Origin of the sequence: Gluconobacter sp. (assembly GCF_047722525.1) — a bacterium.
GTDB lineage: Bacteria > Pseudomonadota > Alphaproteobacteria > Acetobacterales > Acetobacteraceae > Gluconobacter.
This window is the reverse complement of sequence record NZ_JBDNYY010000009.1, coordinates 1-25,378: the sequence shown is the minus strand read 5'-3', so window position 1 is coordinate 25,378 and position 25,378 is coordinate 1. Positions and strand designations below refer to the sequence as shown.

General features: G+C 62.3%; 23 protein-coding genes. 20 read left to right on the top strand and 3 right to left on the bottom strand.

Annotated elements, in window-relative coordinates; genetic code table 11:
• The first annotated feature begins 5 nt into the window (after positions 1 to 5).
• The 11 genes from ABF859_RS10000 to ABF859_RS09950 all read left to right on the top strand — a co-directional run bounded on the left by ABF859_RS10000 (position 6) and on the right by ABF859_RS09950 (position 12,781).
• Positions 6 to 773 carry an ABC transporter ATP-binding protein gene (locus tag ABF859_RS10000; protein ID WP_415527631.1) on the top strand — a complete coding sequence of 256 codons (768 nt, stop codon included), beginning with the start codon at positions 6 to 8 and terminating at the stop codon, positions 771 to 773.
• Positions 773 to 1,732 (top strand): MlaD family protein, encoded by a 960-nt coding sequence (locus ABF859_RS09995; RefSeq protein ID WP_415527630.1) that lies wholly within the window; start codon positions 773 to 775, stop codon positions 1,730 to 1,732. The genes ABF859_RS10000 and ABF859_RS09995 overlap by 1 nt, the downstream gene beginning before the upstream one ends.
• The gene (locus tag ABF859_RS09990; RefSeq protein WP_415527629.1) at positions 1,729 to 2,367 is read left to right on the top strand and encodes a membrane integrity-associated transporter subunit PqiC; all 639 of its coding nucleotides are present in this window, start codon (positions 1,729 to 1,731) and stop codon (positions 2,365 to 2,367) included. The genes ABF859_RS09995 and ABF859_RS09990 overlap by 4 nt, the downstream gene beginning before the upstream one ends.
• An 83-nt stretch (positions 2,368 to 2,450) precedes the next feature.
• Positions 2,451 to 3,947: an ABC transporter substrate-binding protein gene (locus ABF859_RS09985; protein ID WP_415527628.1), complete on the top strand. Its 1,497-nt coding sequence runs from the start codon at positions 2,451 to 2,453 to the stop codon at positions 3,945 to 3,947.
• A 5-nt stretch (positions 3,948 to 3,952) separates the two neighbouring features.
• The gene (locus ABF859_RS09980; RefSeq protein WP_415527627.1) at positions 3,953 to 4,897 is read left to right on the top strand and encodes an ABC transporter permease; all 945 of its coding nucleotides are present in this window, start codon (positions 3,953 to 3,955) and stop codon (positions 4,895 to 4,897) included.
• Positions 4,894 to 5,703 (top strand): ABC transporter permease, encoded by an 810-nt coding sequence (locus ABF859_RS09975; RefSeq protein WP_415527626.1) that lies wholly within the window; start codon positions 4,894 to 4,896, stop codon positions 5,701 to 5,703. Before ABF859_RS09980 ends, ABF859_RS09975 begins: the two co-directional genes overlap by 4 nt.
• A complete protein-coding gene (locus ABF859_RS09970; protein ID WP_415527625.1) occupies positions 5,700 to 6,518 on the top strand; it encodes an ATP-binding cassette domain-containing protein in 819 nt (272 codons plus the stop codon). The genes ABF859_RS09975 and ABF859_RS09970 overlap by 4 nt, the downstream gene beginning before the upstream one ends.
• Positions 6,519 to 6,595: 77 nt before the next feature.
• Positions 6,596 to 7,279 (top strand): ATP-binding cassette domain-containing protein, encoded by a 684-nt coding sequence (locus ABF859_RS09965; RefSeq protein ID WP_415527624.1) that lies wholly within the window; start codon positions 6,596 to 6,598, stop codon positions 7,277 to 7,279.
• 13 nt (positions 7,280 to 7,292) lie between these two features.
• Positions 7,293 to 8,321 carry a P1 family peptidase gene (locus ABF859_RS09960; protein WP_415527725.1) on the top strand — a complete coding sequence of 343 codons (1,029 nt, stop codon included), beginning with the start codon at positions 7,293 to 7,295 and terminating at the stop codon, positions 8,319 to 8,321.
• A 90-nt stretch (positions 8,322 to 8,411) separates the two neighbouring features.
• Entirely contained in the window at positions 8,412 to 12,020 is a 3,609-nt protein-coding gene (gene putA, locus ABF859_RS09955) for a bifunctional proline dehydrogenase/L-glutamate gamma-semialdehyde dehydrogenase PutA (RefSeq protein ID WP_415527623.1), read from the top strand.
• 68 nt (positions 12,021 to 12,088) lie between these two features.
• Positions 12,089 to 12,781: a GntR family transcriptional regulator gene (locus ABF859_RS09950; protein WP_415527724.1), complete on the top strand. Its 693-nt coding sequence runs from the start codon at positions 12,089 to 12,091 to the stop codon at positions 12,779 to 12,781.
• Positions 12,782 to 12,784: 3 nt separating this feature from the next.
• On the opposite strand, the gene ABF859_RS09945 is transcribed toward ABF859_RS09950, so the two are convergent.
• Both ABF859_RS09945 and ABF859_RS09940 read right to left on the bottom strand, forming a co-directional pair.
• Positions 12,785 to 14,956 carry an FUSC family protein gene (locus ABF859_RS09945; RefSeq protein WP_415527622.1) on the bottom strand — a complete coding sequence of 724 codons (2,172 nt, stop codon included), beginning with the start codon at positions 14,954 to 14,956 and terminating at the stop codon, positions 12,785 to 12,787.
• Positions 14,957 to 14,971: 15 nt separating this feature from the next.
• Positions 14,972 to 15,454, bottom strand: coding sequence for a MarR family winged helix-turn-helix transcriptional regulator (locus ABF859_RS09940; protein ID WP_415527621.1), 483 nt, complete (start codon positions 15,452 to 15,454; stop codon positions 14,972 to 14,974).
• Between the two features lie 232 nt (positions 15,455 to 15,686).
• Between ABF859_RS09940 and ABF859_RS09935 the strand changes: the two genes are divergently transcribed.
• The 9 genes from ABF859_RS09935 (at position 15,687) to ABF859_RS09895 (ending at position 23,900) form a co-directional block, all read left to right on the top strand.
• Positions 15,687 to 15,881 (top strand): DUF1656 domain-containing protein, encoded by a 195-nt coding sequence (locus ABF859_RS09935; protein WP_041111784.1) that lies wholly within the window; start codon positions 15,687 to 15,689, stop codon positions 15,879 to 15,881.
• Positions 15,882 to 15,893: 12 nt separating this feature from the next.
• Entirely contained in the window at positions 15,894 to 16,805 is a 912-nt protein-coding gene (locus ABF859_RS09930; RefSeq protein WP_011253626.1) for an HlyD family secretion protein, read from the top strand.
• 1 nt (position 16,806) lies between these two features.
• The gene (locus ABF859_RS09925) at positions 16,807 to 18,324 is read left to right on the top strand and encodes an efflux transporter outer membrane subunit (protein WP_415527620.1); all 1,518 of its coding nucleotides are present in this window, start codon (positions 16,807 to 16,809) and stop codon (positions 18,322 to 18,324) included.
• Between the two features lie 36 nt (positions 18,325 to 18,360).
• Positions 18,361 to 19,308, top strand: coding sequence for an alpha/beta hydrolase (locus ABF859_RS09920; protein WP_415527619.1), 948 nt, complete (start codon positions 18,361 to 18,363; stop codon positions 19,306 to 19,308).
• Between the two features lie 47 nt (positions 19,309 to 19,355).
• Complete coding sequence (locus ABF859_RS09915; RefSeq protein ID WP_165919964.1) at positions 19,356 to 19,514, top strand: hypothetical protein; 159 nt, start codon at positions 19,356 to 19,358, stop codon at positions 19,512 to 19,514.
• Positions 19,511 to 20,431 carry a DnaJ C-terminal domain-containing protein gene (locus ABF859_RS09910; protein WP_415527618.1) on the top strand — a complete coding sequence of 307 codons (921 nt, stop codon included), beginning with the start codon at positions 19,511 to 19,513 and terminating at the stop codon, positions 20,429 to 20,431. The genes ABF859_RS09915 and ABF859_RS09910 overlap by 4 nt, the downstream gene beginning before the upstream one ends.
• Before the next feature lie 4 nt (positions 20,432 to 20,435).
• A complete protein-coding gene (locus ABF859_RS09905; protein ID WP_194260487.1) occupies positions 20,436 to 20,585 on the top strand; it encodes a hypothetical protein in 150 nt (49 codons plus the stop codon).
• Positions 20,586 to 20,621: 36 nt separating this feature from the next.
• Positions 20,622 to 22,121, top strand: a complete 1,500-nt coding sequence (locus ABF859_RS09900) for a peptide MFS transporter (protein WP_415527617.1) — start codon at positions 20,622 to 20,624, stop codon at positions 22,119 to 22,121.
• Positions 22,122 to 22,337: 216 nt separating this feature from the next.
• Complete coding sequence (locus ABF859_RS09895; RefSeq protein ID WP_415527616.1) at positions 22,338 to 23,900, top strand: carbohydrate porin; 1,563 nt, start codon at positions 22,338 to 22,340, stop codon at positions 23,898 to 23,900.
• 91 nt (positions 23,901 to 23,991) lie between these two features.
• Here the strand turns inward: ABF859_RS09895 and ABF859_RS09890 are convergent.
• A partial coding sequence (locus tag ABF859_RS09890; RefSeq protein WP_415527615.1) for a carbohydrate porin occupies positions 23,992 to 25,378 on the bottom strand: 1,387 nt, incomplete at its 5' end.

Below are 25,378 nucleotides of genomic sequence, written 5' to 3'. Positions count from 1 at the left end.
CCGCCATGTCTGAACAGACCGTCCTGTCCCTGCGCGATGTCACGCTCTCTTTCGGCCCCAAGGTCATCCAGAAAAACATCTCGCTCGACGTACGCAAGGGAAGCATCTTCGCCGTCATGGGCGGCTCGGGGTGTGGCAAGAGCACGCTTCTCAAGAGCATGATCGGCCTCCTGCGGCCTTCCGCGGGCGAATATCATGTCGGGGACGAGAACTACTGGGCCGGGAGCGAAGCACATCGGACGGATCTGAACCACCGCTTCGGTGTCCTGTTCCAGAGCGGGGCGCTGTGGAGTTCCATGACAATCGGCGAGAACGTCGCCCTACCCCTGCAGATGTTCACGGATCTCAAACCCGGAGTCATACGCAGGCTTGTGGAACTGAAGCTGGGTTTTGTCGGCATGTTGCAGGCGATCGACCTGTATCCTTCGGAAATCAGCGGTGGCATGCGCAAGCGTGCCGGACTGGCACGCGCGCTTGCGCTTGATCCGGACATCCTGTTTTTCGATGAACCGTCCGCCGGCCTCGATCCGATTACATCCGCACGCCTCGATGACCTGATCCTGAACCTGCGGGACGGGCTGGGTGCGACGATCGTCATCGTCAGCCATGAACTGTCGAGCCTGTTCCATATCGCCGATGACGGCATCTTCCTGGATGCCAGAACGAAAACCCCGATCGCTCATGGTTCGCCCCGCGATCTGCGGGACCACTGTACCGACCCACAGGTGCATGCCTTCATGCACCGTGAACGCGATGAAGAAGGAAACACGTGATGAACAGGCAGGCTCTTGTCGGTGCTTTCGTCCTTGGAGGGACGGGCCTGATTGTCGCAGCGTTCGTCCTGTTCGGCAATTTTCATCCCTTCACCCGGGCGGAAAAAGCCGTCCTCGTGTTCCACGGCGCCTCATCGGGTCTGGCAGTCGGCTCTCCCGTCACGTTCCGGGGCGTGCAGGTCGGCGCGGTAGACCGTGTCGTCATCGAATACGATCCGGCGACGAAGGATGCCTATATTCCGGTTTTCGTCACAATACGGCCCGACAACATCGTGCTGACAAACAGTGCTCACCACCATCCCAGCATGCAGGATCTCGTCCATCAGGGACTGCGCGGCGAGATGAACCTCAAGAGCTTCGTGACGGGCACATCCGAAATCGATCTGGATTTTGCGCCCAACACGCCTGCTGTCCTGCACCCCGAGATTGCCCGCATCACGGAAATCCCGACCAGACAGTCCACCATCGCCGCCATGACACAGACCCTTCAGGACCTGCCCCTGAAGCAGATCGGCGAGAACGCCGATGCCACCCTGGCGTCTGTCCGGCAGTTGTCCGACCAACTGGACCGGGAACTGCCGGCACTGGTGCAGAGCATCCGCGAAACCTCCGATCACAGCCGCGATATGGTTGACGCCACACGCAAGATGGTGACGGACCTCGAACCCACATTGACCCGCACGCTTGCGAGCGTGGACCGGCTGGCAAGCGCCGGGAGCAGCCAGCTCGATGCGCGGGGACGTGAGCTTCATGCAGTCCTGCTGAACAGCAATAACGCCGTCCAGCAGGCGGCAAAAAGTCTCGCAAACCTTGAAAACATGACATCTCCGCGTTCAGCCGACCGGGCCAATCTCGAAGCCAGCCTGAGGGACATCGCAGCCGCAGCCTCGGCCCTGCGCGGGTTCGCAACGGATGTGGAACGCAATCCGCAGCTCCTCCTGACGGGACGGCGGCCATGATGAACAGACATTTCCGCCTCCCCCTGATCCATCCGGAGACAGCCCCCGTGACACGGCTCATGACACGATCCGCGATCCCCTGCGCCCTGCTGGCCCTTGCCCTGCTGTCGGGTTGCGCGGCCCCGCCCATGCAATTCTACACGCTCGGGGCGCCGGCGATTGCGCAGGCCGGCGGAGCCCTCCCCGCCACGGCTCCGGTCCTGAATGTTTCGCACGTCACACTGCCGGACTATCTGGATAATCAGGACATTCTCACACGCCGCGGCGACCAGCTTGACCGCAGCCCCAACGGACGCTGGGGAAGCCGTCTGTCGCAGGGCGTGACGGATCTTCTTGCCGCCCATCTGGGGCAGGACTGGCCCGGCTATGTCGTGACGACCCAGCCACTGGCCGAAACACCCAGCCTGCGTCTTGCAGTCAATATCAGCCGGCTGGACCTCGACAGCAGCGGTCAGGGTGCTCTGGCGGCCGACTGGGCCCTGATTCCCGCTGACGAACACCAGCCAGTCCTGCGCAACCGGGGCTCATTCACCGCACAGGGGACGGTGGCCACGGATGGAGGCAAGGTCGCGCTGACCCGGACCCTCGTCGAACAGCTCGCCGCCCGGATCGCAGGCACGCCTCCACACTCCTGAAAAGCGGCCCCTTCCGCTCAGGCGACGAACGCCCTATTTTTCGTGATCCTGCGCCCTGGGGCTGCATGTTCGCGGAGCGCCTGATGAAAACCGTGTCTACCCTCATAACCGTCCTGACGGCCGGTTTTTCGGCATCTCTCTGCCCGGGGCTGTCTCAGGCTGCTGACGTGCGCGATACGCTCTCGATCGGTCTGGCGATCGAACCGCCGGGTCTGGATCCGACACGCGGCTCCAGCGAAGCCATCGGAATGGTGACCTACGGCAACATCTATGAAGGTCTGATGAGACTGGACGAACATGGCGCTCTCCAACCGCTCCTGGCGCGGGACTGGAGCATCACCGCGGACGGCCTGACCTACGACTTCACCCTGCGTGATGGGGTGCGTTTTCACGACGGGACGGCCCTGACCTGTGCGAGCGTGCAGTTTTCCCTGATCCGGGCAGGCGCGGCAGGCAGCACCAACCCCCACAGAACCGTCTTCAGCCGGATCGCCGATATCTCCTGCCCCGACAGCCTGCACGTCAGGATCCGGCTCCAGCATCCTTACGGCAGCTTTCTCTACCAGCTCGCATGGAACGACGCGGCCATTCTCTCGCCCGCTTCCGTGGACCAGAACATCAGCCACCCCGTCGGCACCGGCCCCTTCGTTTTTGGTGAGTGGCGCCGGGGCGATCACCTGACCCTGAACCGGAACCCCGATTACTGGGGTCACAGCCCTGCCCTGAGATCGGTAACGTTCCGCTTCATGCCCGACCCGCTCTCGGCCAGCAACGCCCTTCTGGCCGGAGAACTGGATGCCTACCCGTCCTTTCCGTCGCGGGAAATCCTGAGCCGCTTTGCCGGAAACACGAAGCTTGAAGTCGTCCGCGGCAGTTTTCCCTTCAAGGCCATCCTTGCGCTCAACAACGCACGACGCCCGTTCAACGATATCCGTGTCCGGCAGGCGATTGCCCAAGCCATTGACCGCAAGGCCCTGATCCAGGCCGTAGCGGAAGGAGACGCAACCCTTCTGCAATCCCATATGGCTCCCGATGACCCCGATTACGTTTCCCTGCCCGACCGATACCCTTACGATCCGGATCATGCGCGCGCCCTGCTGAAAGACGCGGGCATCGCCCCCGGCACGCATCTGACGCTGGCCTTTCCGCCGATCGGCTATGCCCGCGACAGCAGCGAACTGATTGCCGCCTATCTGGAGCAGGTCGGGTTGATCGTGACGCTCCAGCCTCTGGAATGGCCGGCATGGCTCGGTCAGGTTTACGGACAGGGCGCATTTGACATGACCGTCATTGCCCATACCGAGCCGCACGACATTGCGATCTATGACCGCACGCCCGTCTATTTCCATTATCACAGCCCGGTCTTTCACGAGCTTCTGGAACAGTATGAAGCAACGGCCGACACCGCCCGGCGGCATCGACTCTCCGGACAGATGCAGGAGCAGCTCGCAACGGATGAGCCGAATGTGTTCCTGTTCTCGATCCCCCGCGAGACCGTCATGAACCGGCACCTCAGGGGCCTGTGGACCAGCCAGCCCATTGCGGGCTGCCCGGTTGCCGGCGTGTTCTGGGACCAGTGAGGGGAATGGTTGTCCTGCGCATGCTCTTCGACCGGCTGGTGCTGCTAACTGTTGCAAGCCTTGTCATCTTCGCGGCCATGAACCTGCTGCCCGGCGATCCGGCATTGGTCATGCTCGGGCTGGATGCAAGCCCCGAAAGTCTTGCCGCCCTGCACCATCAACTGGGACTGGATACATCCCTGCCCGAACGATATGCACACTGGATCTGTGGATTTGTTCGTGGAGATCTGGGCAGGAGCTCCATCTATGATGTCCCGGTCAGCAGCCTGATCTCCGAGCGTCTGCAAAGCAGTCTTCCCCTGATCCTGCTGGCCATGCTGCTGTCCCTCGGCGCAGGCATCCCGATCGGAGCAATCGCAGCCGCAAATCGCAGAAAAGTGCTCGATACGGGCCTGATGGGGATGGTCCAGCTTTTCAAATCGGTTCCGGATTTCTGGCTGGCGATGATGATGACGTTCCTGTTCTCCCTGAGCCTGCACTGGCTGCCCTCCAGCGGTTTCCCCGGATGGCAGGAGGGCTTCTTCCCGGCCATCCGGGCTCTTGTCCTGCCCGCGACAGCCCTCGCGATCCCCCAGGCCGCCATTACCGCCCGTTTCATGCGTTCCTCCCTGATCGAGACACTGGCTCAGGATTTCATCCGCACGGCACGTGCGCAGGGCTACAGCAGACAGGCCATCCTGTGGCGCATTGCACTGCCGAACGCCCTGATCCCGGTCCTGACCCTGGCCGCAATCCAGTTTCCGGTTCTCGTGACGGGAACCATCATCGCCGAGAGCGTCTTCAGCCTTCCCGGTTGCGGAAAACTGCTGCTGGACGCCGTCAATCAGCGGGATATCCCCGTCGTGCAGAACCTCGTCATGCTGATCGTAACCACCGTGATGGTCCTTAATGCCCTCATGGCGGTGCTGGTCCAGTGGCTGGATCCGCGCCTGGGGGAAGAACGCTCGTGAAGACGCACCGGAACCTGTGGGCCGGGAGCGCTCTGCTCGGGATCGTACTGCTTCCCGCGACCATCATCGCGCTGCTCGACGGCGGTCGTGCCCCGGCCATCGACGTCATGCACCGTTATGCCATGCCCTCCCTGCTGCACCCGTTCGGAACCGATCCTTTCGGCCGGGATCTCATGATCCATGTGCTCACGGGAGCCTTCAACAGCGTGATGATCGCAGCGACGGCTGTGGGCCTCGCCACGGTTCTGGGAACGATACTGGGCCTGATCGCGGCAGGCCGCCCCGCCAGAATCATCATGGGGCTGGCCGATCTGGGACTGGCTTTCCCACCCGTTCTGATCGCCGCCATGCTCGTCACCGCCCTTGGCGCCTCCGCAACCGGGGAAATCCTCGCCATTGCCCTGTTTGGTCTCCCCGCCCAGATCAGGATCACCCGGCAGGCCGCCCGCTCCATCCTGATCCAGGACTATATCGCCGCGTCCCGACTGGCAGGGCGCGGCGCATTCAGCATCATGCGCCGGCATGTCCTGCCCAACATCCTGCCGCTCCTGACGGTACAGGCAACATCCTCGCTGGCCCTGGCGCTCCTCTCGGATGCGGGGCTCTCCTATCTCGGTCTGGGGGCCCCACCACCGCGACCGGATCTGGGACGGGCGCTGGCCTCCTACCAGATCCATGTTTTCGATCATCCCATGCTGGTCGCCGTTCCGGGACTGACGATCATGCTGCTCGTGCTGGGCTTCAACATGTTCGGTGATGGACTGCGGGATTTTCTGGATGCTCCGCACGAGGAGCCTGCTCCATGAGCGCCCTGCTCCATGTCAGGAATCTGGAAGTCCAAAGCCCCGCCCGGCCGATCCTCCATACCCTGTCTTTCACGCTTGAGCCGGGAAAGATCCTTGCGGTAACCGGTGAGTCCGGCTCGGGGAAATCCACGCTGGCCCTCGCCCTGATGGGGCTGCTGCCATCCGGATTTCAGGCGCATGGAAATATCCACCTTGAAGGTCAGGACCTTCTGGCACTCTCCGAAGCGGAATGGTGCCAGATCCGCGGAAAAAGACTGGGCATGGTGTTTCAGGAACCCATGACGGCCCTTAACCCGACCCGCCGTATCGGCGCGCAGATCGCCGATACATTCCACCTCCACACGACATGGTCCAGCCGCCGGATCCGTGCGGAAACGCGCACCCTCATGGAACAGGCCGACCTGTTGGACGCAGGCGTAAGCGAACGCGCCTATCCGCATCAGCTTTCTGGCGGACAGAGACAGCGCGTACTGCTGGCCATGGCGCTGGCCTGCCAGCCCACGCTCCTGATTGCGGATGAGTTCACCACCGCCCTCGACGCCCGCACCCAGGCCGCGATGATGGCGCTTGTCACCCGCCGATGCGAAGCGCAGGGCATGGCCGTCCTGCTGATCTCCCACGACCTCGGGCTGGTGCGCCATCACGCGGATCATGTCCTGGTCATGAAAGAAGGAACCTGTGTGGAACAGGGGCCGACCGCATCCGTGTTCGACGCTCCCGTCCATCCCTATACGCAGGCCCTTCTGGCGATGTCCCTGCACGGCGCGGCCCGCGTACCCCTCACGCCCCTTCCCGTCTTCACGGCTCCGGCATGACCCCGATCCTTCAGGCACGCAATGTGACTTACGGAGGATCCGGACGGCACGGTTTCCCGTTCAGGAAGCGCGAGAAAGTGCCAATCCTGAAAAACGTCAGCCTCGACCTGCCCGCAGGCCGGACGCTCGGGATTATCGGAGCTTCCGGAAGCGGAAAATCAACCCTGTGTCGTCTTCTGAGCGGGCTTGTCCCGCCCGATGACGGTCAGATCCTGTATCAGGGGCAGGATCTCGCAACGGCCCCCACGCAGGTCCGCAGGAAGATACGCCCCGCAATCCAGATGATCTTTCAGGATCCTTACGGCGCGCTTGATCCGCGGCAGACCGTTCGGGACATCGTGGGCGAACCCCTTGATGACGCCCCGGATCGCGACGCACGCATTCTGAAAGCGCTCGAAGACGTTGGTCTGTCCGCCGATATGGCCAACCGCTACCCGAAAGCCTTTTCCGGCGGTCAGAGACAGCGGATCGCCATCGCCCGCGCCCTGATCACGCGCCCTTCCGTCATCATCGCCGATGAAGCGGTTTCGGCCCTGGACGTCTCCACGCAGGCCATCGTCCTGAACCTCCTGCTGGATCTCCAGAAACGGCATGGGCTGGCATATGTTTTCGTCAGTCACGATCTGGCGGTTATCCGCCATCTGTCGCACCATATCGCCGTTCTGGATCAGGGCCGGATCGTGGAATCCGGTCCGGCGTCTGACCTTCTGGCCGCCCCGACCCAGCCCGCCACGAAGGCGCTGCTTGACAACACCTACTGACTGGCGAGACGTCATGACCTGTCTGAACCTTCTTACCGACATTCCCGGCATCCGCGTCGGCCATTGTCAGGACCTCACACTGCGGACGGGTGTGACAGCCATTCTGTTCGACCGGCCCGTCGTCGCCTCCGGCAGCTTTCCCGGCGGCGCACCGGCCCTGCGGGAAACCGCGCTGCTGGAGCCGGAAAACATGGTCGGGCACATCCATGCGGTCGTGCTGTCAGGCGGCTCGACCTATGGGCTCGACGCCACGACCGGGGTGCAGGCATTCCTGCGCGAACAGTTTGGCAATGCGCCTCTCCCGCCGGGCACCATCCGCGTGCCGATCGTCGTGCAGGCCAGTCTGTACGATCTGCCTGCAGGCGGTCAGACGACATGGGGACGATACTCTCCCTATGCGGAAATGGGGCATCAGGCCGCGACAGAGGCCCGGAATGCTGCCTTCGAACTGGGGACGGCTGGTGCCGGAACCGGGGCCACAACGGCAACCCTGCGCGGAGGACTGGGCTCCGCCAGCACCATGACACCGGCCGGGCATCGCGTGGCTGCACTGGTCGCCGTCAATGCGGTCGGAACGGCCACGATCGGCGACACCCCCCATTTCTGGAGCGCGCCTTTTGAACAGGATGACGAATTCGGTGGCCTGGGGATGCCCGCACATCTGACAGCGGAAGACCTGCGCCTGCGCTCCAAATGGGCGTCCGTTACGGGCACCACGATCGGCCTCGTCGCCACGGATGCAACCCTGACCAAGACGCAGGCCAGACGTCTTGCGATTCTGGCTCAGGATGGCGTGGCGCGGGGGGTGTTTCCCGCGCATCTTCCATTGGACGGGGACGCCATGATCGGCGTCTCGACCCATGCAAAACCTGCCCCAGCCGGTCAGGAATGGACGGAAATCCTGCATGCCGCCGCGCAGGTCACGGCCCGCGCCATCGCCCGGGGCGTGTACGAGGCGACCCCTCTTCCCGGTGGCACGCCTCTGCCCACCTGGCACGAGCGTTTCGGCAGGGCGAACGAGGCGGTTTCAGGAACGATATAAAAATAATCTGAAGCCCATTTTCATATATTTTATTCTGGATCGTATATGATTATAGGACTCAGACCGAGTGTCGCGTTCGAGGCTGAGTCCATGTCATTTTTTATGCCGTCCTATCCTGTCCGCTCTCCCCTCCGTCAGGCCATCGCCGCAAATCTGCGCCGACCCGAAGCGGAGTGTATCCTTCCCCTGATCGAACAGGCCACGCTGACGGAGCAGGAACAGCAGAACACGTTCGAGGTCGCACGCCATTTGACACGCGCCCTGCGCACCCAGCGCCGTCCGGGGGGTGTCGAGGCTCTGGTGCAGGAGTTTTCGCTCTCTTCCGCGGAAGGCGTGGCGTTGATGTGTCTGGCCGAGGCGCTGCTACGCATCCCCGATGCCGCGACACGGGATGCCCTGATCCGCGACCGGATCGGCACGGGGGACTGGCTCTCCCATATGGGCGGAAAGAAGTCCGTTTTCGTAAACGCGGCCTCCTGGGGACTGATGCTGACCGGCAGGCTGACCAACGACACGGATGAAGGACTGGCCGCCACGCTGTTCCGGCTTGTCGGACGTGGAGGGCAGCCGCTGGTCCGCCGGGCGCTCGACATCGCCATGCGCATGATGGGTGAGCAGTTCGTGATCGGCGAGACGATCGAGGAAGCCCGCAGGGTCAGTACGGAACCCGAAGACCGTGGCTTCAAGTATTCCTACGACATGCTCGGCGAAGCGGCGATGACGGCGGCCGATGCGATGCGCTATCGCCGGGACTACGAGCGCGCGATCGACGTGATCGGCCAGACCGCACCCGGCACGAATGTCTATGAAAAAGCCGGCATTTCCATCAAGCTCTCGGCGCTGCACCCGCGCTATGCCTTCGCCCAGCGCGAACGCGTCCTTGAGGAACTTGGCCAGACCCTGCGGGATCTCGTCATCCGGGCCCGTCGCTATGACATCGGCATCAATATCGACGCCGAAGAAAGCGAGCGTCTGGATCTGTCGCTCGACCTGATCGAAGCCCTGTGTCTCTGTCCGGAGCTTGATGGCTGGAACGGTATCGGGATCGTCGTGCAGGCTTATGGACGCCGGGCTCCAGAGGTTCTGGACTATCTGATCGACCTCGGGCGCCGCAGCGGACACCGCCTCATGATCCGCCTCGTCAAGGGCGCGTACTGGGACAGTGAAATCAAGAAGGCACAGGTCGATGCCCAGACGGATTTCCCGGTCTACACGCGCAAATGCTACACGGATGTCAGCTACATCGCCTGCGCGAAGAAGCTCCTTGCCGCCCGGGACGCCGTTTTCCCGCAGTTCGCCACCCATAACGCCCGCACGCTGGCCACGATCTATACGTTGGCGGGTCTGAACTTCCAGGTCGGCGACTACGAATTCCAGTGCCTGCACGGCATGGGTGAGACGCTCTACAACGAAGTCGTCGGTCCGCAGAAACTCAACCGCCCTTGCCGGGTCTACGCCCCGGTCGGCTCGCATGAAACGCTGCTGGCCTATCTGGTGCGCCGCCTGCTGGAAAACGGCGCCAACTCGTCCTTCGTCAACCAGATCGGCGATGAGAGCCTGCCCATCGAGACCCTGATCGCCGATCCGGTCGCGCTGGCAAAAGCCGTTCAGCCCCCGGGAGCCTCCCATCCGGCCATCGCGCTGCCGAAGGATCTGTTCGCGCCCGAACGCCTCAATTCACGCGGACTGGACCTGACGGACGAACATACCGTCACCGCTCTGGCCGAAGCCGTCTGCGTCTCTGCGGAACAGACTCTCGAAGACGTGTCCTGCTCCGGCGAAACGGCGGACATCCGCAATCCCTCCGATCATTCCGACCGGATCGGCAGCGTCTGTTTCGGAAGCACAGAAGATATCCGCAAGGCGATTGATGCCGCCGAAAGTGCGGCGCCTGCATGGGCCGCGCTGTCCGCCGACGAGCGGAGCGCAAAGCTCGACCGGGCAGCAGACCTGCTGGAAGAGCACCAGAAAGACCTGATGGCCCTGCTGGTCCGCGAAGCGGGCAAGTCCTACGCCAATGCGCTCTCCGAAGTCCGCGAGGCCGTGGATTTCCTGCGGTATTACGCCGTTCAGGCCCGGGAAACAACGCAGGCAGGCAGTAGCAGGCCACTGGGCGTCGTCGCCTGCATCAGCCCGTGGAACTTCCCGCTTGCCATTTTCCTGGGACAGGTCGCGGTCGCACTGGCGGCCGGCAACACGGTCGTTGCCAAACCAGCCGAGGAAACGCCGTTCATTGCCCTGCGCGCCGTCGCCCTGCTGCGCGAAGCGGGTGTTCCGGAAAATGCTCTCCGCCTCGTTCCCGGCGCAGGCGAAACCGGGGCGGCACTCGTGGCCGATCCGCGCATTGCTGGTGTGATGTTCACGGGTTCCACGGCAGTCGCGGGTCTGATTGCCAACACACTGGCAGGACGTACTGGAGCAGACGGACAGCCTGTTCCGTTCGTCGCGGAAACAGGTGGCCAGAACGCCATGATCGTGGACAGTTCCGCCCTGACCGAACAGGTGGTCGCGGATGTTCTGGTCTCGGCCTTCGACAGTGCCGGCCAGCGCTGCTCCGCCCTGCGCGTCCTGTGCGTACAGAAAGACTGTGCCGACCGCGTCCTGACCATGCTCCGTGGGGCTGTGGAAGAACTGCGCGTGGGCAATCCGGCGGAACTGCACACGGATGTTGGCCCGGTCATTTCCGCCGAAGCCCGGTCGGGTATCCAGGCCTATATTGACGAAGCCCGCGCGCAGAACAGATCCGTCTGGTCCCTCCCCCTGCCGGAAAGCGTTTCGAACGGAACATTCATCGCCCCGACGATCATCGAAATCGACAGTCTGGCGGATCTCAAGGGCGAAGTCTTCGGACCGGTCCTTCATGTCCTGAGCTTTGAATCCAGCAGATTCGAAGCCCTGATCAACGCGATCAACCAGTCCGGCTATGGCCTGACCTTCGGTCTGCACACCCGGATCGAGAGCCGCATGGCGCATGTCACCTCACGCATCGAAGCGGGAAATCTGTACGTCAACCGCAACATGGTCGGCGCTGTTGTGGGCAGTCAGCCCTTTGGTGGCGAAAAACTGTCCGGTACGGGGCCGAAAGCCGGTGGTCCGCTGATCCTGCGTCGCCTGATGAGCACGGCACCGGCCCATACGGGCTGGGAAAGCCAGGAACTGCCGGAGGCCGCCAGACTGTTCCTGTCCTGGCTGATGCGGACGAGCTTCCCGCTCTACCAGAAGGTCGTGGAGGGCATGCAGCACGGCATGTGCGGCACGACACGCGCATTGCCGGGCCCCGTTGGCGAGACCAATCTGTATCAGCTTCTCCCGCGTGGCGCCGTGCTGTGCGTGGCCAGCGACCGGGAGACCATGCTCCGCGCCGTGGGCCTCGCTTTGAGCGGCGGGAACACGGCGTTCATTCAGGGGCCGAACGTGGCCTCGGACTGGGTCTCCGACCTTCCCGATGCACTGGCGCTGCATATCCGCCGCACGCAGGGTGGGCGCGTTGCCGGATGCCGGACGATCCTGGCGTCTCCGGAAGAACGACAGATGGCGGAGCAGGCCCGCATCGCCCTGTCGCGTTCAGGCATGGTCGTGCAGCTTTACATGCTTGACGCGGAAAGTCCGATCCGGCCTGAATGGGTGCTTCAGGAGAAGGTTGTCAGCACGAACACGACAGCCGCGGGCGGCAATGCCAGCCTGATGACCATCGGATAAGCCGCTGTCCGGCGTGGCTGTCCGGACCTGTCATGATAAGAGGATCCCCCCAACTGACGGACCATGCCATGCACGATGCCGAACCGCTCTTCACTCCCGTTGATACGAAAAGCGGCTCGGCCTCGCTCGAAATCGCCGAATCCCTGCGCCATGCCATAACGAACGGCGTGCTGACCGACGGTCAGCCGATGCGGCAATCGGAGCTTGCCCGCAATTTCGGCGTTTCGACCATTCCGGTCCGCGAAGCACTCAAACAGCTTGAAGCAGAGGGCCTGATTGCCTTCCTGCCTCATCGCGGCGCCGTGGTCACGGGGCTGAGCGAGGCCGATATCCTGGAATATTCGGACATCCGCGCCTCGCTGGAAAGCATGGCGGCAGGGCTCGCCATGACCGCCCTGACTCGTGTCGATCTGGCACGGATCGAGGATGCCTATGACGCCTTTGTCAGCGGGACAGGCGGAACGCACGGCATGGAGCAGTCCGGCCGTCTGAACTGGGAGTTCCATGGCGCCATCTATGCTGCGGCACGGCGGCCAAGACTTTTCGGCATGATCCATGACCTTCACTCGCGTCTGGATCGCTATATCCGCGCCCATCTGGAACTGCCGGGCCGCAAGGCCGCGACGGACGCAGAGCATTTCCAGATCCTTCAGGCCTGCCGCGAACGCGATGGCGACGCGCTCGGACGACTGACAAGGCAGCATATTCTGGAAGCCGCCTCCCTGTCTCTGGACGTCATCCGCAGCCGCGCAGCATCCTGACCGTCATCGTGCCGGATTGACCGCAACAAGGGTCGCGGGTCCCGTTTCGTCGAACCACAGATGCAGCGGGCCATCTGCATGGAAAAATCCCGGAATGCTGTCGAGGATATGGGCAATCTGTTCCAGGCAGGACACCAGCCGGACACGGAACAGCCCTTCCTCGCCCGAACAGTCGCCCGCTCCGATCAGCCGGGCGGCATGGATGAGGGAGGCCGCTGTCCGGGTGGGATCGCGGGGGAGTTCCCTGAAAGACGCAAGGGCCGCATTCAGGGCCTCGGTCTGGGCCCGATCCAGACCGGCGGGCTCCACTGCTTTCCGGAGACGGATCAGCAGGCGCCCGAGCGACAGGGCGGCGAACGCACCATCAGCGTATCCCTGACGGTCGATCGGAGACGTCACGAGAGACAGCCGCATCAGCAGGCTGGATACCTTCTGGATCTGCGTCCCTTCCCACGCCATCCAGGACGGCACTTTCGCCGTCGGCTGGGCGGACAGGCTCTGGAGACTGCGGCTCAGGGAAATGACGAGCCGTGAGGCATACAGGCGCTGATCGGCCGGCATGATTACCCGGAACACCAGCACCAGCAGCGCGCAGCCCATTAGAATGGCCAGCCAGGTGTTGATGAGGGCGATATCGTTGGCAACCATCTCATTCGTCACCATCAACTGCATGGCCAGAAAGACCGTATAGCCAAAGGCCCCCACTCCGTAGCGCGGATGGAACTGGAGCCACACCCCCGGAAGCATGCAGGCACAGACTGACAGCCAGAGCATCGGGTAGCCATCAATGCGGGGAAGCGCCACAATATGGCACAGCCAGCAGGCCGGAACCGACAGTGCCGTCCCGATCGCCATCGGCAGACTGGCCCGGGCCGCCGATGGCGCCGTGGACAGCAGGCTCGACGCCGCGACCACATACATGATCATCATCGGCCCGGTCGGGAAATAGGTGATGTACCAGATCATGCAGGCCAGAAAGGCGATCAGCATCCCGCGCAGACCGTTATAGATTGCCGACATCCATTCCAGATAAGGCAGCACCCGAACCCGGACATGCGGCCCCTTCGGGCTGGACAGATCCCGGACCGTCTCGCGAAGCTGAAGGAGAATATCACGGACATTATCGACAGACGCCTGGACCGCCGGTGATGTCGCGTCGCGTTCCAGGAACTCCAGTCGCTCCAGCGCGTGGTCCAGACAGCCCAGAACGCTTTCGGGCCGGTCAATCCAGCCCGGAGCTTCCGTCAGGGCCAGAAGCTGGTTCAGTGTGTCACGGATTTCACGATGAACGGGTGCGGACAGGGGATTTGCCGCCCCCAGATTGCGCCAGTACGGATGATAGGACGCAACCAGCCCCGTCATGCGGCTGACAGCCAGCCGGTATCCCCGCACACCGGCATGAATGTCCGGATTGTCCGTCGCCGCGTATTCGATGGCCGGGCCCAGACGGCCGAGTTGCCCAAGAAGCCGCTGCCTTCCGTCATAAAGGGTCTGCGGCAGCGTCCGGAAGGCGCCCTCCACCGCAAGCGGTTCTGCCGTCAGGTTTTCCTGCGTCCCCGAGCGGTTCATCAGCCCTTCATGAAACACCAGCGCGTGTCGGAGGGTCTCGCGGAACGCGCTGGACAGGGCATCCACCGTGCCCTGCCGTCGCCGGGGGGACGTCACCATGAAAACCGCTGCCGTCACCACGATCCCGAGCGCCACATCCGACACGCGCATCATGGCGGACATGAAGATGTTCTCGGGATGGGTAAACGCCGGCACGGCCACGATGATGATCGTGTAACCGGCCAGAACCGCCGCATAGGCCCGGAAATACCGCAGGCAGGTGGCCGTCATGCAGGCCAGCCCCACGAAGGCCGAAAGCACCATGAAATAGAGGACGGCCGACTGCACGAACATGGCCATGACAGCCGTACTCAACGCCGCGCCAATCACCGTCCCGGTCATGCGCCATACACTTTTGGAGACCAGCGCGCCCACAGTCGGATTGGCCACGATCAGGACGGTCGTGACCGTACTCATCGGGGATTCCAACTGGATCATGAACGCCAGAAAGAGCGCAATGCCGATGGCAAGGAACACCCGTGCCGTAAAAGCCGCCGTCGAGACGAAATTGCGCCAGCGCACACTGTCGCGGTCAAAAGAAAACAACTGACGGAGAGGATTGCGCATGGCAGGTCCGAAAAATCAGGAGGAAGAAAAACCGGACAGGGAGAGCTTCCCTTCCATCATGCCAAGCTGACTCCGGAGCATGTCCGCCGCATCTGCGGGAAGCCCCTCGGTCAGCCTGGCCTCCATTTCGGCCGCGATCCGATGGAACTGACGGCACCGTTCACGTCCGGCGGTCGTCAGGACAAGAAGATTGGAACGCCGGTCCTGAGGGTCCGGCTCCCGTGAAATCAGACCCTCTGACTGCAGATGATCCAGAACGCGCACGAGAGCGGAACTGTCCACCCCCATGACGGAGGCCAGATTGCTCTGCTTCATCCCGTTTCCCATCACCATGAGGTAGGCCATGGGTCGCATGGTCGCGAGTGTCATGCTCTCGGGCCGCAGAAGTCGGTCCAGTTGCGCGCGCCACAGACTCGACAGACGCAGGACATGAAAGGTCAGCCCCATGTCATGAAAACTGCTGTCCCGAAGGATGGACGGATCGTACTGGACAGCCATTTTCCGGTGATACCTCATCTGTTGACATGGCAATAGGTTATATGACACCATTAAAAATGGAAACAGATCAAGTTGACATTTTCGTCAGGAAGTTCAGTTTTTGATCTATATCGCCCACGGACTTCTCTCTGTGACGAGGGAGTCGCGATGGACGAGCGAGGAGCGTTGTGGACGAATTGTCTTACAGTCTGGCGGTTTGCCGTCTGGTGGTTGACGGTGGGGTCGGTCCCTGATGCTGGCTGAAGTTGACCTGTTTGGCGTTTTCGTTGCTCCGCTTTCCATTTATGCTGTTGCGGCGGTCTTTGTGACGCTCCTGCTGCGAAGCATCCTGTGGCGCACGGGTGCGCTGGGATGGTTCTGGCACGTCGCCCTCTTTGAAATAGCGCTCTATGTCTGTGTTCTCTGTCTACTCATCCTTTACGTATAGGAGGGGTCGGCAATGAACTGGACCCGCAGCGTGATCCGTGTCCTGCTGACCCTCATCGTCCTGGCGCTGGCCATCGGGCTTGGGCGCACGATGTGGGACATCTATGTCCTCGCCCCCTGGACCCGTGACGGCCGTGTGCGCGTCTATGTCGTGGATGCAGCCCCCGAAGTCTCGGGCACGGTGGTGGCCGTGCCGGTGGTGGACAACCAGTTCGTTCACAAGGGCGATCCCCTCTTCGTGCTCGATCCGGTGCGCTTCCGCCTCGATATCGACGCCGCCCGCGCCCGGGTGGCCGGGGCCGAGGAAGACCTGAAGCTCCGCACATCCGACGCCAAGCGCCGCATGGGGCTGGGCGGCATCGTCTCGGCGGAAGAGCAGGAAGACTTCAACTCCAATGTCGAAACCCAGCGCGCCAAGGTCAACGCGGCCAAGGCCGAGTTGAACACCGCCCTGCTGAACCTGCAGCGCTCGACGGTCTATTCCCCGGTGGACGGCTACATCACCAACCTGAACCTGCGGGTGGGTGACTATGCCCATGCCGGCGTGTCGGGGCTCGCGGTGATCGATGCGCACAGCTACTGGATCAACGGCTACTTCGAAGAAACCAAGATGCACGGCGTGCATGTGGGGGACGAGGCCCGGATCAAGCTGATGGGCTACAAGCAGATCATCATGGCGCATGTCGTCAGCATCGGCCGCGGCATCAACGACCAGAACGGCGTGTCCGACAAGCTGGGCCTGCCGGACGTCAACCCGATCTTCACCTGGGTGCGTCTGGCGCAGCGTATTCCGGTGCGTCTGGAGTTTGACAACGTGCCGCCGGAAATCACGCTGGCGGCCGGCATGACGGCCACCGTGACGATCGGGCGTGAGACGCCGGGCGCGCGCGGACGTCTGACCACCTGGCTGCAGAACCACCTCTGACATGTCACGCACTTCTTTCACCCGGGCCATGGCCCTTGCTCTGGGCACCTGCCTGTCGTTGACGGCGTGCACGGTGGGGCCGAATTTCAAGCCGGACCGGATCAAGGTGCCCGACGCCTTCGTCGAGCAGCCCCGGCCCGCGACGGCCGATGCGCTGGCGCAGTCAGCCGAGGACATGAAGGAGTGGTGGGCGCAGTTCCACGACCCCATGCTCAACGAGCTGGTGGAGCAGGCGATCAAGGGCAATTACGACCTGCAGATCGCCTCGCAGCACATCATCGCCGAGCGCGCCGTCCGCCGTCAGGCGCAGTCGGCCTGGTATCCGCAGCTCGATGTGGCCGCCGGCGGTGGCGATGACCGCTACTCCATCAACGTGGACAACTGGCCCCTGCGTCCGGGCAATCCGGCCAACCGCCCCGAGGCCTCGGTCCTGACCTATGGCGCGCGGGCGAGCTGGGAAGTCGATCTGTTCGGGCATATTTCCCGGCAGGTGGAAGAGCGCAAGCGGATCGTCGAGGAATCGATCGAGAACCGCCGTGGCGTTCTGCTGGCACTGCTGGCCGAGATGGCGACGGATTATGTGACACTGCGCTCGGTGCAGGAACGTCTGACCGTCACCGAGCGTGCCATCGACGTGGCCATGCGCTCGCGCGAACTGACCGAAAAGCTCTACACCCATGGTCTGGGCAACACGCTGGCCGTGGCGCAGGCGCAGACGGAAGAGCATCTCGAACGCTCGCGTCTGGCGCCCCTGCACGAGCAGGAAGAGCGGCTGATGCATGCCATCGCCGTCCTCGTCGGCGACATGCCGGGCCAGCTTGAGGAAGAGCTGGAAAAGCGCCGTCCGATCCCGGATCTGCCGCGCTTCCCGGACAGCCTGCCGTCGATCGTTCTCGCCAACCGGCCCGACATCCGCGTGGCCGAGGCCGAATACGCCGCCGATACGGCGCGCGTGGGCATTGCGGTCTCGAACCTCTATCCGAAATTCATGATCCCGCTGACATTCAATCCGAACGCCTCGGCCGCCTATCAGGCCTTCCAGGCGGGCGGCATGGCGTGGAGCTTCATGATGATGGCGACGCTGCCGGTCATCCATGGTGGTCGCTACACCGCCGCGATCGCGCAGGCCCGGGCCGAGGCCGAGGGCAGCCGCCTGAACTACCGCAAGACGGTGCTCAAGGCGTTTGCGGATGTCGAGGACGCGATGGGCGACTGGCGGCACAATGCCGAACTGGTCGAGGAGTTGAACCAGGCTGCGGTCGATGCCGGCCTCGCCCGCGACCGGGCGCAGAAGCTGTTCGTGGCCGGTCTGACCGGGTACCTGAACGTGCTGACGACCGAACAGACCGCCCTGTCCGCCGAGGACCAGGCCGTCGTCGGCCGCCTCGCCCGCGTCCGCAACGCCGTCGCGCTGTACATCGCCCTCGGCGCCGGATGGCAGGGCAAAGCCCTCACCGACACCAGACTCCCCGTCGAAGTCAAACAGCAGAACGCCTTCGTCAGAGCATTTACAAGGTAAGGCTGTGACGTTGGACACCTGAACAGGAGACGCAGAATGAAGCCGGCAGTGTTTCGGTTCCTTTTGCTCCTGTTGGGGGGCTGCGGACTGTCGTCTCATGCCTTTGCGGCTGAGAGCGTCGCCATTGAAGCGCCCGGCCCTCTGGGGCCGCTGGCAGGAACCTTCGTGAATGCGGGGACCGGTACGCCCGTCGTCCTGATGATTCCGGGCTCCGGGCCGACGGACCGGGATGGAAATTCGGCTTTGGGGCCGAAGCCTGCGACGTTGCGGCAGATTGCGGATGGCCTTGCTTCTCATGGCATTTCTTCTGTCCGGATCGACAAGCGTGGCATGTTCGGCAGCAGGAAAGCAGTAGCGGACGGTAACCACGTCACAATTGCGGATTATGCTGCGGATGTGCGGAACTGGATTGCGGTCATCCGCGCCAGAACCAGTGCGCGCTGTGTGTGGCTTGCAGGACATAGCGAGGGTGGGCTGGTCGCTCTGGCTTCTGCGCAGGGGCAGGCCGGTATCTGTGGACTGATTCTTCTGTCCACCGCAGGTCGACCTCTGGTTGAAGTGCTGCGTGGCCAGCTTCATGCCCTGCCTTCGGCGCAGACGGTATTGCCGCAGATCGACGGGGCGATCGATGCGCTCGAAGCCGGGCATCATGTGGATGTCCAGACACTTCATCCGGGATTGCGCCAGCTGTTTCATCCAGCCGTTCAGGACTACATGATCGATCTTTTCCATCATGACCCTGTGGCTCTGCTCAAGGCTTATCATGGGCCGGTTCTGATCGTTCAGGGGGCGGCGGATCGTCAGGTCAGCGCAACTGAAGACCTGCCCCTGCTGAAGGCGGCTGATCCGAAGGCGCAGGTTGTCCTGATGCCGAATGCAGCCCATCCGCTGGCGGATCTGGACGCGGTTCCGGCTACGGATGGATCGCTTCCGCTGGATGGTGCAGTAGTGTCTGATATTGCAGAGTTTGTTCTGAAACATTGACCCCAGCCCCGTGCGATCACACATCTGGCAATAACGGAGGATCAGAAATGGCAGACGACGGACATCCCGCAGAGGATTATCTTCGCCCGAAGCTGCAGGCCCTGATCTCAGACGGTGTGCGGGCCGGGTTCCCGCAGGATGAAGTCATTGCGGTCCTGATTTCCCTGCTGGATGAGGGACCTGAAGAAGACGGGGAGATGACATGAGCGACCCATATTCGGTACTGGGCGTTTCGAAAACGGCAACGGACAAGGAAATCCGGAGCGCGTATCGGAAGCTGGCCAAGCAGTACCATCCGGATCACAATCCGGACGACAAGAAGGCCGAAGAGCGCTTCAAGTCGGTCGGGCAGGCGTATAATATCATTGGCGACAAGGAAAAGCGCGCGCGCTTTGACCGTGGCGAGATTGATGCCGAAGGTCAGGAGCGCGGGCCGTTCGGCGGTGGCTTTGGGGGTGGTGGATATGGTCCTGGCGGTCCACGGCCGGGCGCGCAGGGTTTTCAGGGCGGTTTCAATCAGGAAGATCTCGGATCTTTCTTTTCGGACATGTTCGGTGGTGGCTTCAGTGGCGATTTTCAGCCGGGTGGCGCAGCCGGGCGACGTGCGTCCAAGGGGTCTGATCGCCGTTATGCGGTGACGATCTCCTTCCAGCAGGCTGTCCTCGGGACGTCTCTTGATCTGACACTGGGCGAGGGAGGGCATACCGAGGTCCGTATCCCGCCAGGGGTGGAAGATGGCCAGACCCTGCGCGTGCGCGGCAAGGGAGCCCCCGGTCGTCCGGGAATGGATGGTCAGCCGGGCGTGCCGGGTGACGCGCTTCTGACAATTACCGTAACGCCCGACAGCCGTTATGTCCGCGAGGGCCGTAATCTGCGGATCACGCAGAATCTGGACCTGAAAACGGCCATTCTGGGCGGCAAGATTGCTGTTCCGACCCCGAAAGGCGATGTTTCGGTCAAGATTCCGAAGCATTCCGACAGCGGCAAGGTCCTGCGTCTGTCCGGGCGGGGGATCGGTGCGGATAAAAAGCATCCGGCCGGCGATCTGCTGGTGACGTTGCAGGTTCATATCGGTACTGTCTCCCCCGAGCTGGAGGCCTTCTTCAGCCAGCAGGAGAGCTGAAGACATGGGGATGGTGCGTCGCGTCCGGTCGAGACTGCCGGAATGGCCGTGGAGTGACATCATCGGCGGGATCGTGGCGCTGATCTTCGTGCTTGTCCTCTGCCTCATCAGCACCCACGCACTGATCCTCGCCGGGGAGTGGCATTTGCCGTAAGGTGCGGCCCGTCTTCTGGTATCTGACGGGTTCTGCATGACCGCTTCTTCTTTTTCTCCCGACGGGGCGTCCGCTCCGGGATTGCGCCGTAAGGCGTTTACTGTCGTTCTGGCGATCGAACTGTGGGAGCGGTTCGGATATTACGGCATGCAGGCCGTCCTGACGCTGTTTATGGTCGAGCAGCTCCGGATGGCTGATGCCGCGGCCAATCTCATGATGGGGGCTTTCGGTGCCCTGACCTATATCACGCCCGTCATTGGTGGCGTCGTCGGTGACCGTGTTCTGGGCGCGCGGCGAACCATGGTCATGGGTGCCCTGTCGCTGACCTGCGGATATGCCTTTCTCGCGGCGGCTCTTCAGTCCCATACGCTGCTTCTGGTGGCGATGGCGCTGATTTCTACCGGGAATGGTCTGTTCAAGCCCAATGCCGGCAATCTGGTCCGCCGGATCTACAAGGGTGATGATGCCGCGCTCGATGCGGCCTTCACGCTGTACTACATGGCCGTCAATGTTGGCTCGACCGTCTCCATGCTGCTTACGCCGTGGCTTCAGATCCATTATGGCGCACCCGTTGCTTTCGCGACCTGTGCTGTCGGGCTCGGGATCGGACTGCTCTATTATGTGCTGCGCTCCAGCTGGCTTGAGCCCACAACGCCGGTTGCGGAAAAGCAGCCAGTGCCACTGTCCCGGTTCGGGCTTGTAGCGGGCGCTCTTGCTGTTCTGACCGTTTTCAATGCCTGGGTTCTGGGCAGCGACACGCTGGCGCGTCTGTGCGTGATTGCGGCGGGCGTGGGTCTGGCAGCGATCTGGGCTGCGCTCTATGTGCGGGCTCCCCGGACCGAGCGTGCGGGGCTGCGTCTGACCTATCTGCTATGTCTGCAGGGGACGATCTATCTCGTTTTCTATCAGCAGATGATGACATCTCTGACGCTTTTCGCCCTGCGCGGTGTTTCCGGTGACTACCGGGTTGCTGGCGTGACACTCTTTCATATGTCGGCGGGTCAGTTTCAGGTTCTCAATTCCGTCTGGATCATGATCCTCAGTCCGGTTCTGGCGTTTCTGTACAACCGGATGGGGCAGCAGCGGAAGCAGACCTCCCATGCCCGCAAGATGCTCGTCGGTTATGCCATGGTGTCGGTCGGTTTTGCGGTGTGGTGGGCTGCGGCGGCGCATGCGAGCGGATTGGTTTCGCCCTGGATCATGGTGGTGGGATACGGATTCCTGTCCCTGGCCGAGCTTCTGACGAACGGGCTGGGGCTGGCGATCGTTGCGCGCTACTCGCCCGCGCGGCTGAGCGGCTTCATGATGGGTGCCCTGTATCTGCTCTGGGGGATTGCCATGTATGTGGGCAGCCTTATTGCCAATCAGGCGGCATTGCCGCCGGAGGTCGTCGCGGGAGGGGCAGGGGCGTCGCTGTATGCGGGTCTCTTCCGGACCCTGTGTGAAGTGGCGGCCGGGGTGGTGGTCATTCTGGCGCTTCTGGAGCCTTTGACTCGACGGTGGGACCGGGAACACACAACTGTGATCGGCGAATAGCCTGAAAAAACTGTAGCGTTAAACTTTTGTAATCCGGGAGAAATCTCCCGATAAAAACTGTCGCCGGTTTTGCTCGGGTGTGGTGCCGAAGACATATTACGAAAACTGACAACTTCATCCCTCTATTCTGGACCGATTCCGGTCTGTATGACATTGGGCCGCCGCCTGACTGAAGATCAGCGGTTGCTACGGTGCCATGGGGAGACAGTTTGGAAGATGGGGACGTTCGGACAGGATTGGACGAAAGCGTTGTTGACGGCCTGTGCCATGACAGCGGTACTTCCCGGCGTCGCATCGGTGGGCCATGCGCAGACGACGCCCGCGGAGATCGTGGACGGACACCAGAAAGCGGCGGCCGCAACCAGTACCGCGACCATGGGCACGCCGCAGATCCGGACGAAGTCCATCACGCCCATACCGCTGCTCGTGAAACCGGCCCCTACGAAAACTGGTGTGAAGACAGCCGCGAATACATCTGATTCGACTGAAAACCGTTTCTTTCCGGCATCCTTTCACGACTGGCTGACCCAGAGCACCATGACCGGTGACTGGGGTGGGTGGCGCACCTGGCTGACGGACAAGGGCATCAACATCGGCGGGCACTATCTTGAGGACAGTGCGGGTAATCCGATGGGTGGCAGGACCAAGGCCGTGCGCTATGCGGACGAATTCGGCATCAATGTCGACTTCAACCTCAAGAAACTGACGGGCCTGAATCTCGGCATGTTCCATACGCTGATCACGGCGCGTCAGGGTCTGGGCATTGGGGCCACCCTGCCGGCAATGGACAGCCCGCAGCAGATTTTCGGCTCGGGTGAAACGGTGCGTCTGACGCGTCTGTCCTGGGAAATGCCCTGGAACAAATACGTCACGACCGAGGTCGGTGAGATCAACACCGAAAACGATTTCGAGCAGTCCTCGGTCTACTGGGGCATGAGCCAGTACTGTCAGTTCGAATCTAACGCGATCTGCGGTATGCCGCAGTCCATCGCCATGAACTCGGGTTATGGCTGGTATCCGACGGCCCATCCGGGGGCATGGGTGAAGTTCTATCCGGCTGGTAACGACCACTATCTGGTTCAGTTCGGCGCGTATTCGGTCGATCCGGTGATCTCGAATACCCATAACGGCTGGAAGCTGAACCTCCATGATGCGACCGGCACCTATCTGCCGTTCCAGCTTGGCTGGCATCAGGGCGGCAAGGATGATTACAGCGGTCCGCTCCAGACCAACATCAAGATCGGTGGCTACTGGGATACGTCCGAAGTCAGCGACGTCTATTCCAAGCTCGGAAGTTTTGGTGTGCCGGCGCAGTATCTGATTTCGGCCCCGAGCGAAAAGGTGCGGGGACGGTTCGGTGGCTGGTTCCAGTTTGACCGGATGCTCCAGCGTGATCAGGGCGATCCGAACCGTGGTACGACGCTGTTCACGTCCTTTACCTGGGGTGATCCGCGGACGTCGGTCGCACCGTATTTCATCACCTGGGGTGTGACCCGCAAGGGCACGTTCCGTGATCGTCCGAACGATACGATCAGCATTGGCATGAAGATGCTGTGGGTGAACCCGAAACTGACGATCTGGGCCCGTCAGATGCAGGCTGGTGGCGCACAGGGCATCAACAAGCCCTCCGGCGAACATGCACTTGAGCTGAACTATGGCTGGCGTCCGACGCCGTGGCTCGTGATCCGGCCGGGTGCGCAGTATATCTGGAGCACGGGTGGCACGAACCGCTACAAGAATCCGCTGCTTCTGGATTTCGAGACGGGTATCACCTTCTGATTTTTCCTGATCGGAAAACCGGGCATGAAAAACGCGCCGCTCCTGCAAGGGAGGGCGCGTTTTTCATATGGGCCAAAGGTGTTCTGAAGCTTCAGAGAACCACGGTGAACTGAACGCCCAGAACTGCTGCGTCGTGGAAGGTCGTCGTGGCACTCGGGCGCTGGATGTACTGGAAGTCGGGCTGGATCGCCATCGCCCGGGCGATATGGGCAGAATAGAACAGTTCGTACACGTTCTCATGGCTCTGCGGACCATAGACCGCGCCCCACTGGTTGTCCTGATAGGGCAGGCCAAGGGCCAGGGACGATTCCTGCTGCAGGGCTGCCGTGTGGCTCATGTTGAAATGCTGGTACATCGCGCCCACCGTATCGAGCGGACGGCCCCATGCGGACCCGGTATCGACCAGACCAGCCCATTCGTGATCGCGCATCGCGACGGTCTTGCCATCGCTGTACATTGCGCCTGCCATGGCGATCAGACCATTCGTGTTGCCGGGGCCATTGCGCATCAGCATCTGGTCGATGATGAGCCAGGCGCTGTTGCGGCCTGCTTCGTAGCGACGCGGCTGACCCGTGGCCTGCCAGGAGTTGCCGTGAATGTCCTCGTACAGGTTCACATAACGTGAATTGTCGTAGGAATAGCCGACAACGTAATGGCCCTGAAGCTGATTGTGGCCGAAGCGCGGGGTCCAGCCGATTTCAACAGGGGTGGAGAACTTGCCGAGGCCCGACTGTGCCCAGGACCAGCCCGAGATGCCGCCATTATAGGCGTGTGGACTGACGGCGAAGAGGCCTGCCATGACATAGGTGTCCATGGTTGGCATTACACGCACCACTGCACCCAGATTGCCCGACGGCCAGTCACGATTGCCTTCGGTATACTTGTTTGGTGCCGGATTGCCGCACATGGCGACGTTCATGAAGTCACAGAACAGCGGGGAGGCAGCGAAGAAGCTTCCGACCGGAATCCAGCCTGCGCTGACGTCGATGCGATTATGGACGAAGGACGCTTCGCCATACATCGCGACCATATGCGCCACCACGTTGCCTCGGGCGCCGTAGATCTGCTGCACGCCAGCAATGGAGTCGCCAAAATTGCGGGAGACGCTCTGGCCGTGACCATTGACGATCAGGGTATGCGTCCAGAAGTTCCGGATGCCAGCCAGTTTGTCCCAGTCAACGTCCAGTTCGATTCCGACCTGTCCGGCGTCGGAGTAAGCACGCTGTTTGCCGCCGGTGAAGTTGCCGGCAAACTCCTCATTGATGGCGGCCATCAGATGGATGCCATGCTTGAGCAGCCAGGGCTGCACGCCACCCCAGTCACCGAGGAAATGCTGGGTGCCCATGGGAGCGGAAAAATAAGGCCCCGGATCACCGGCCGTCTGGCCGAAGCCGGAAACGGTGTTCTGCATGATCGGCGTGTTGCTGCCACCATTGGCCGGCGTTTCGCTGTTCTGAGGGGCAGGGGCAGGGGCAGGG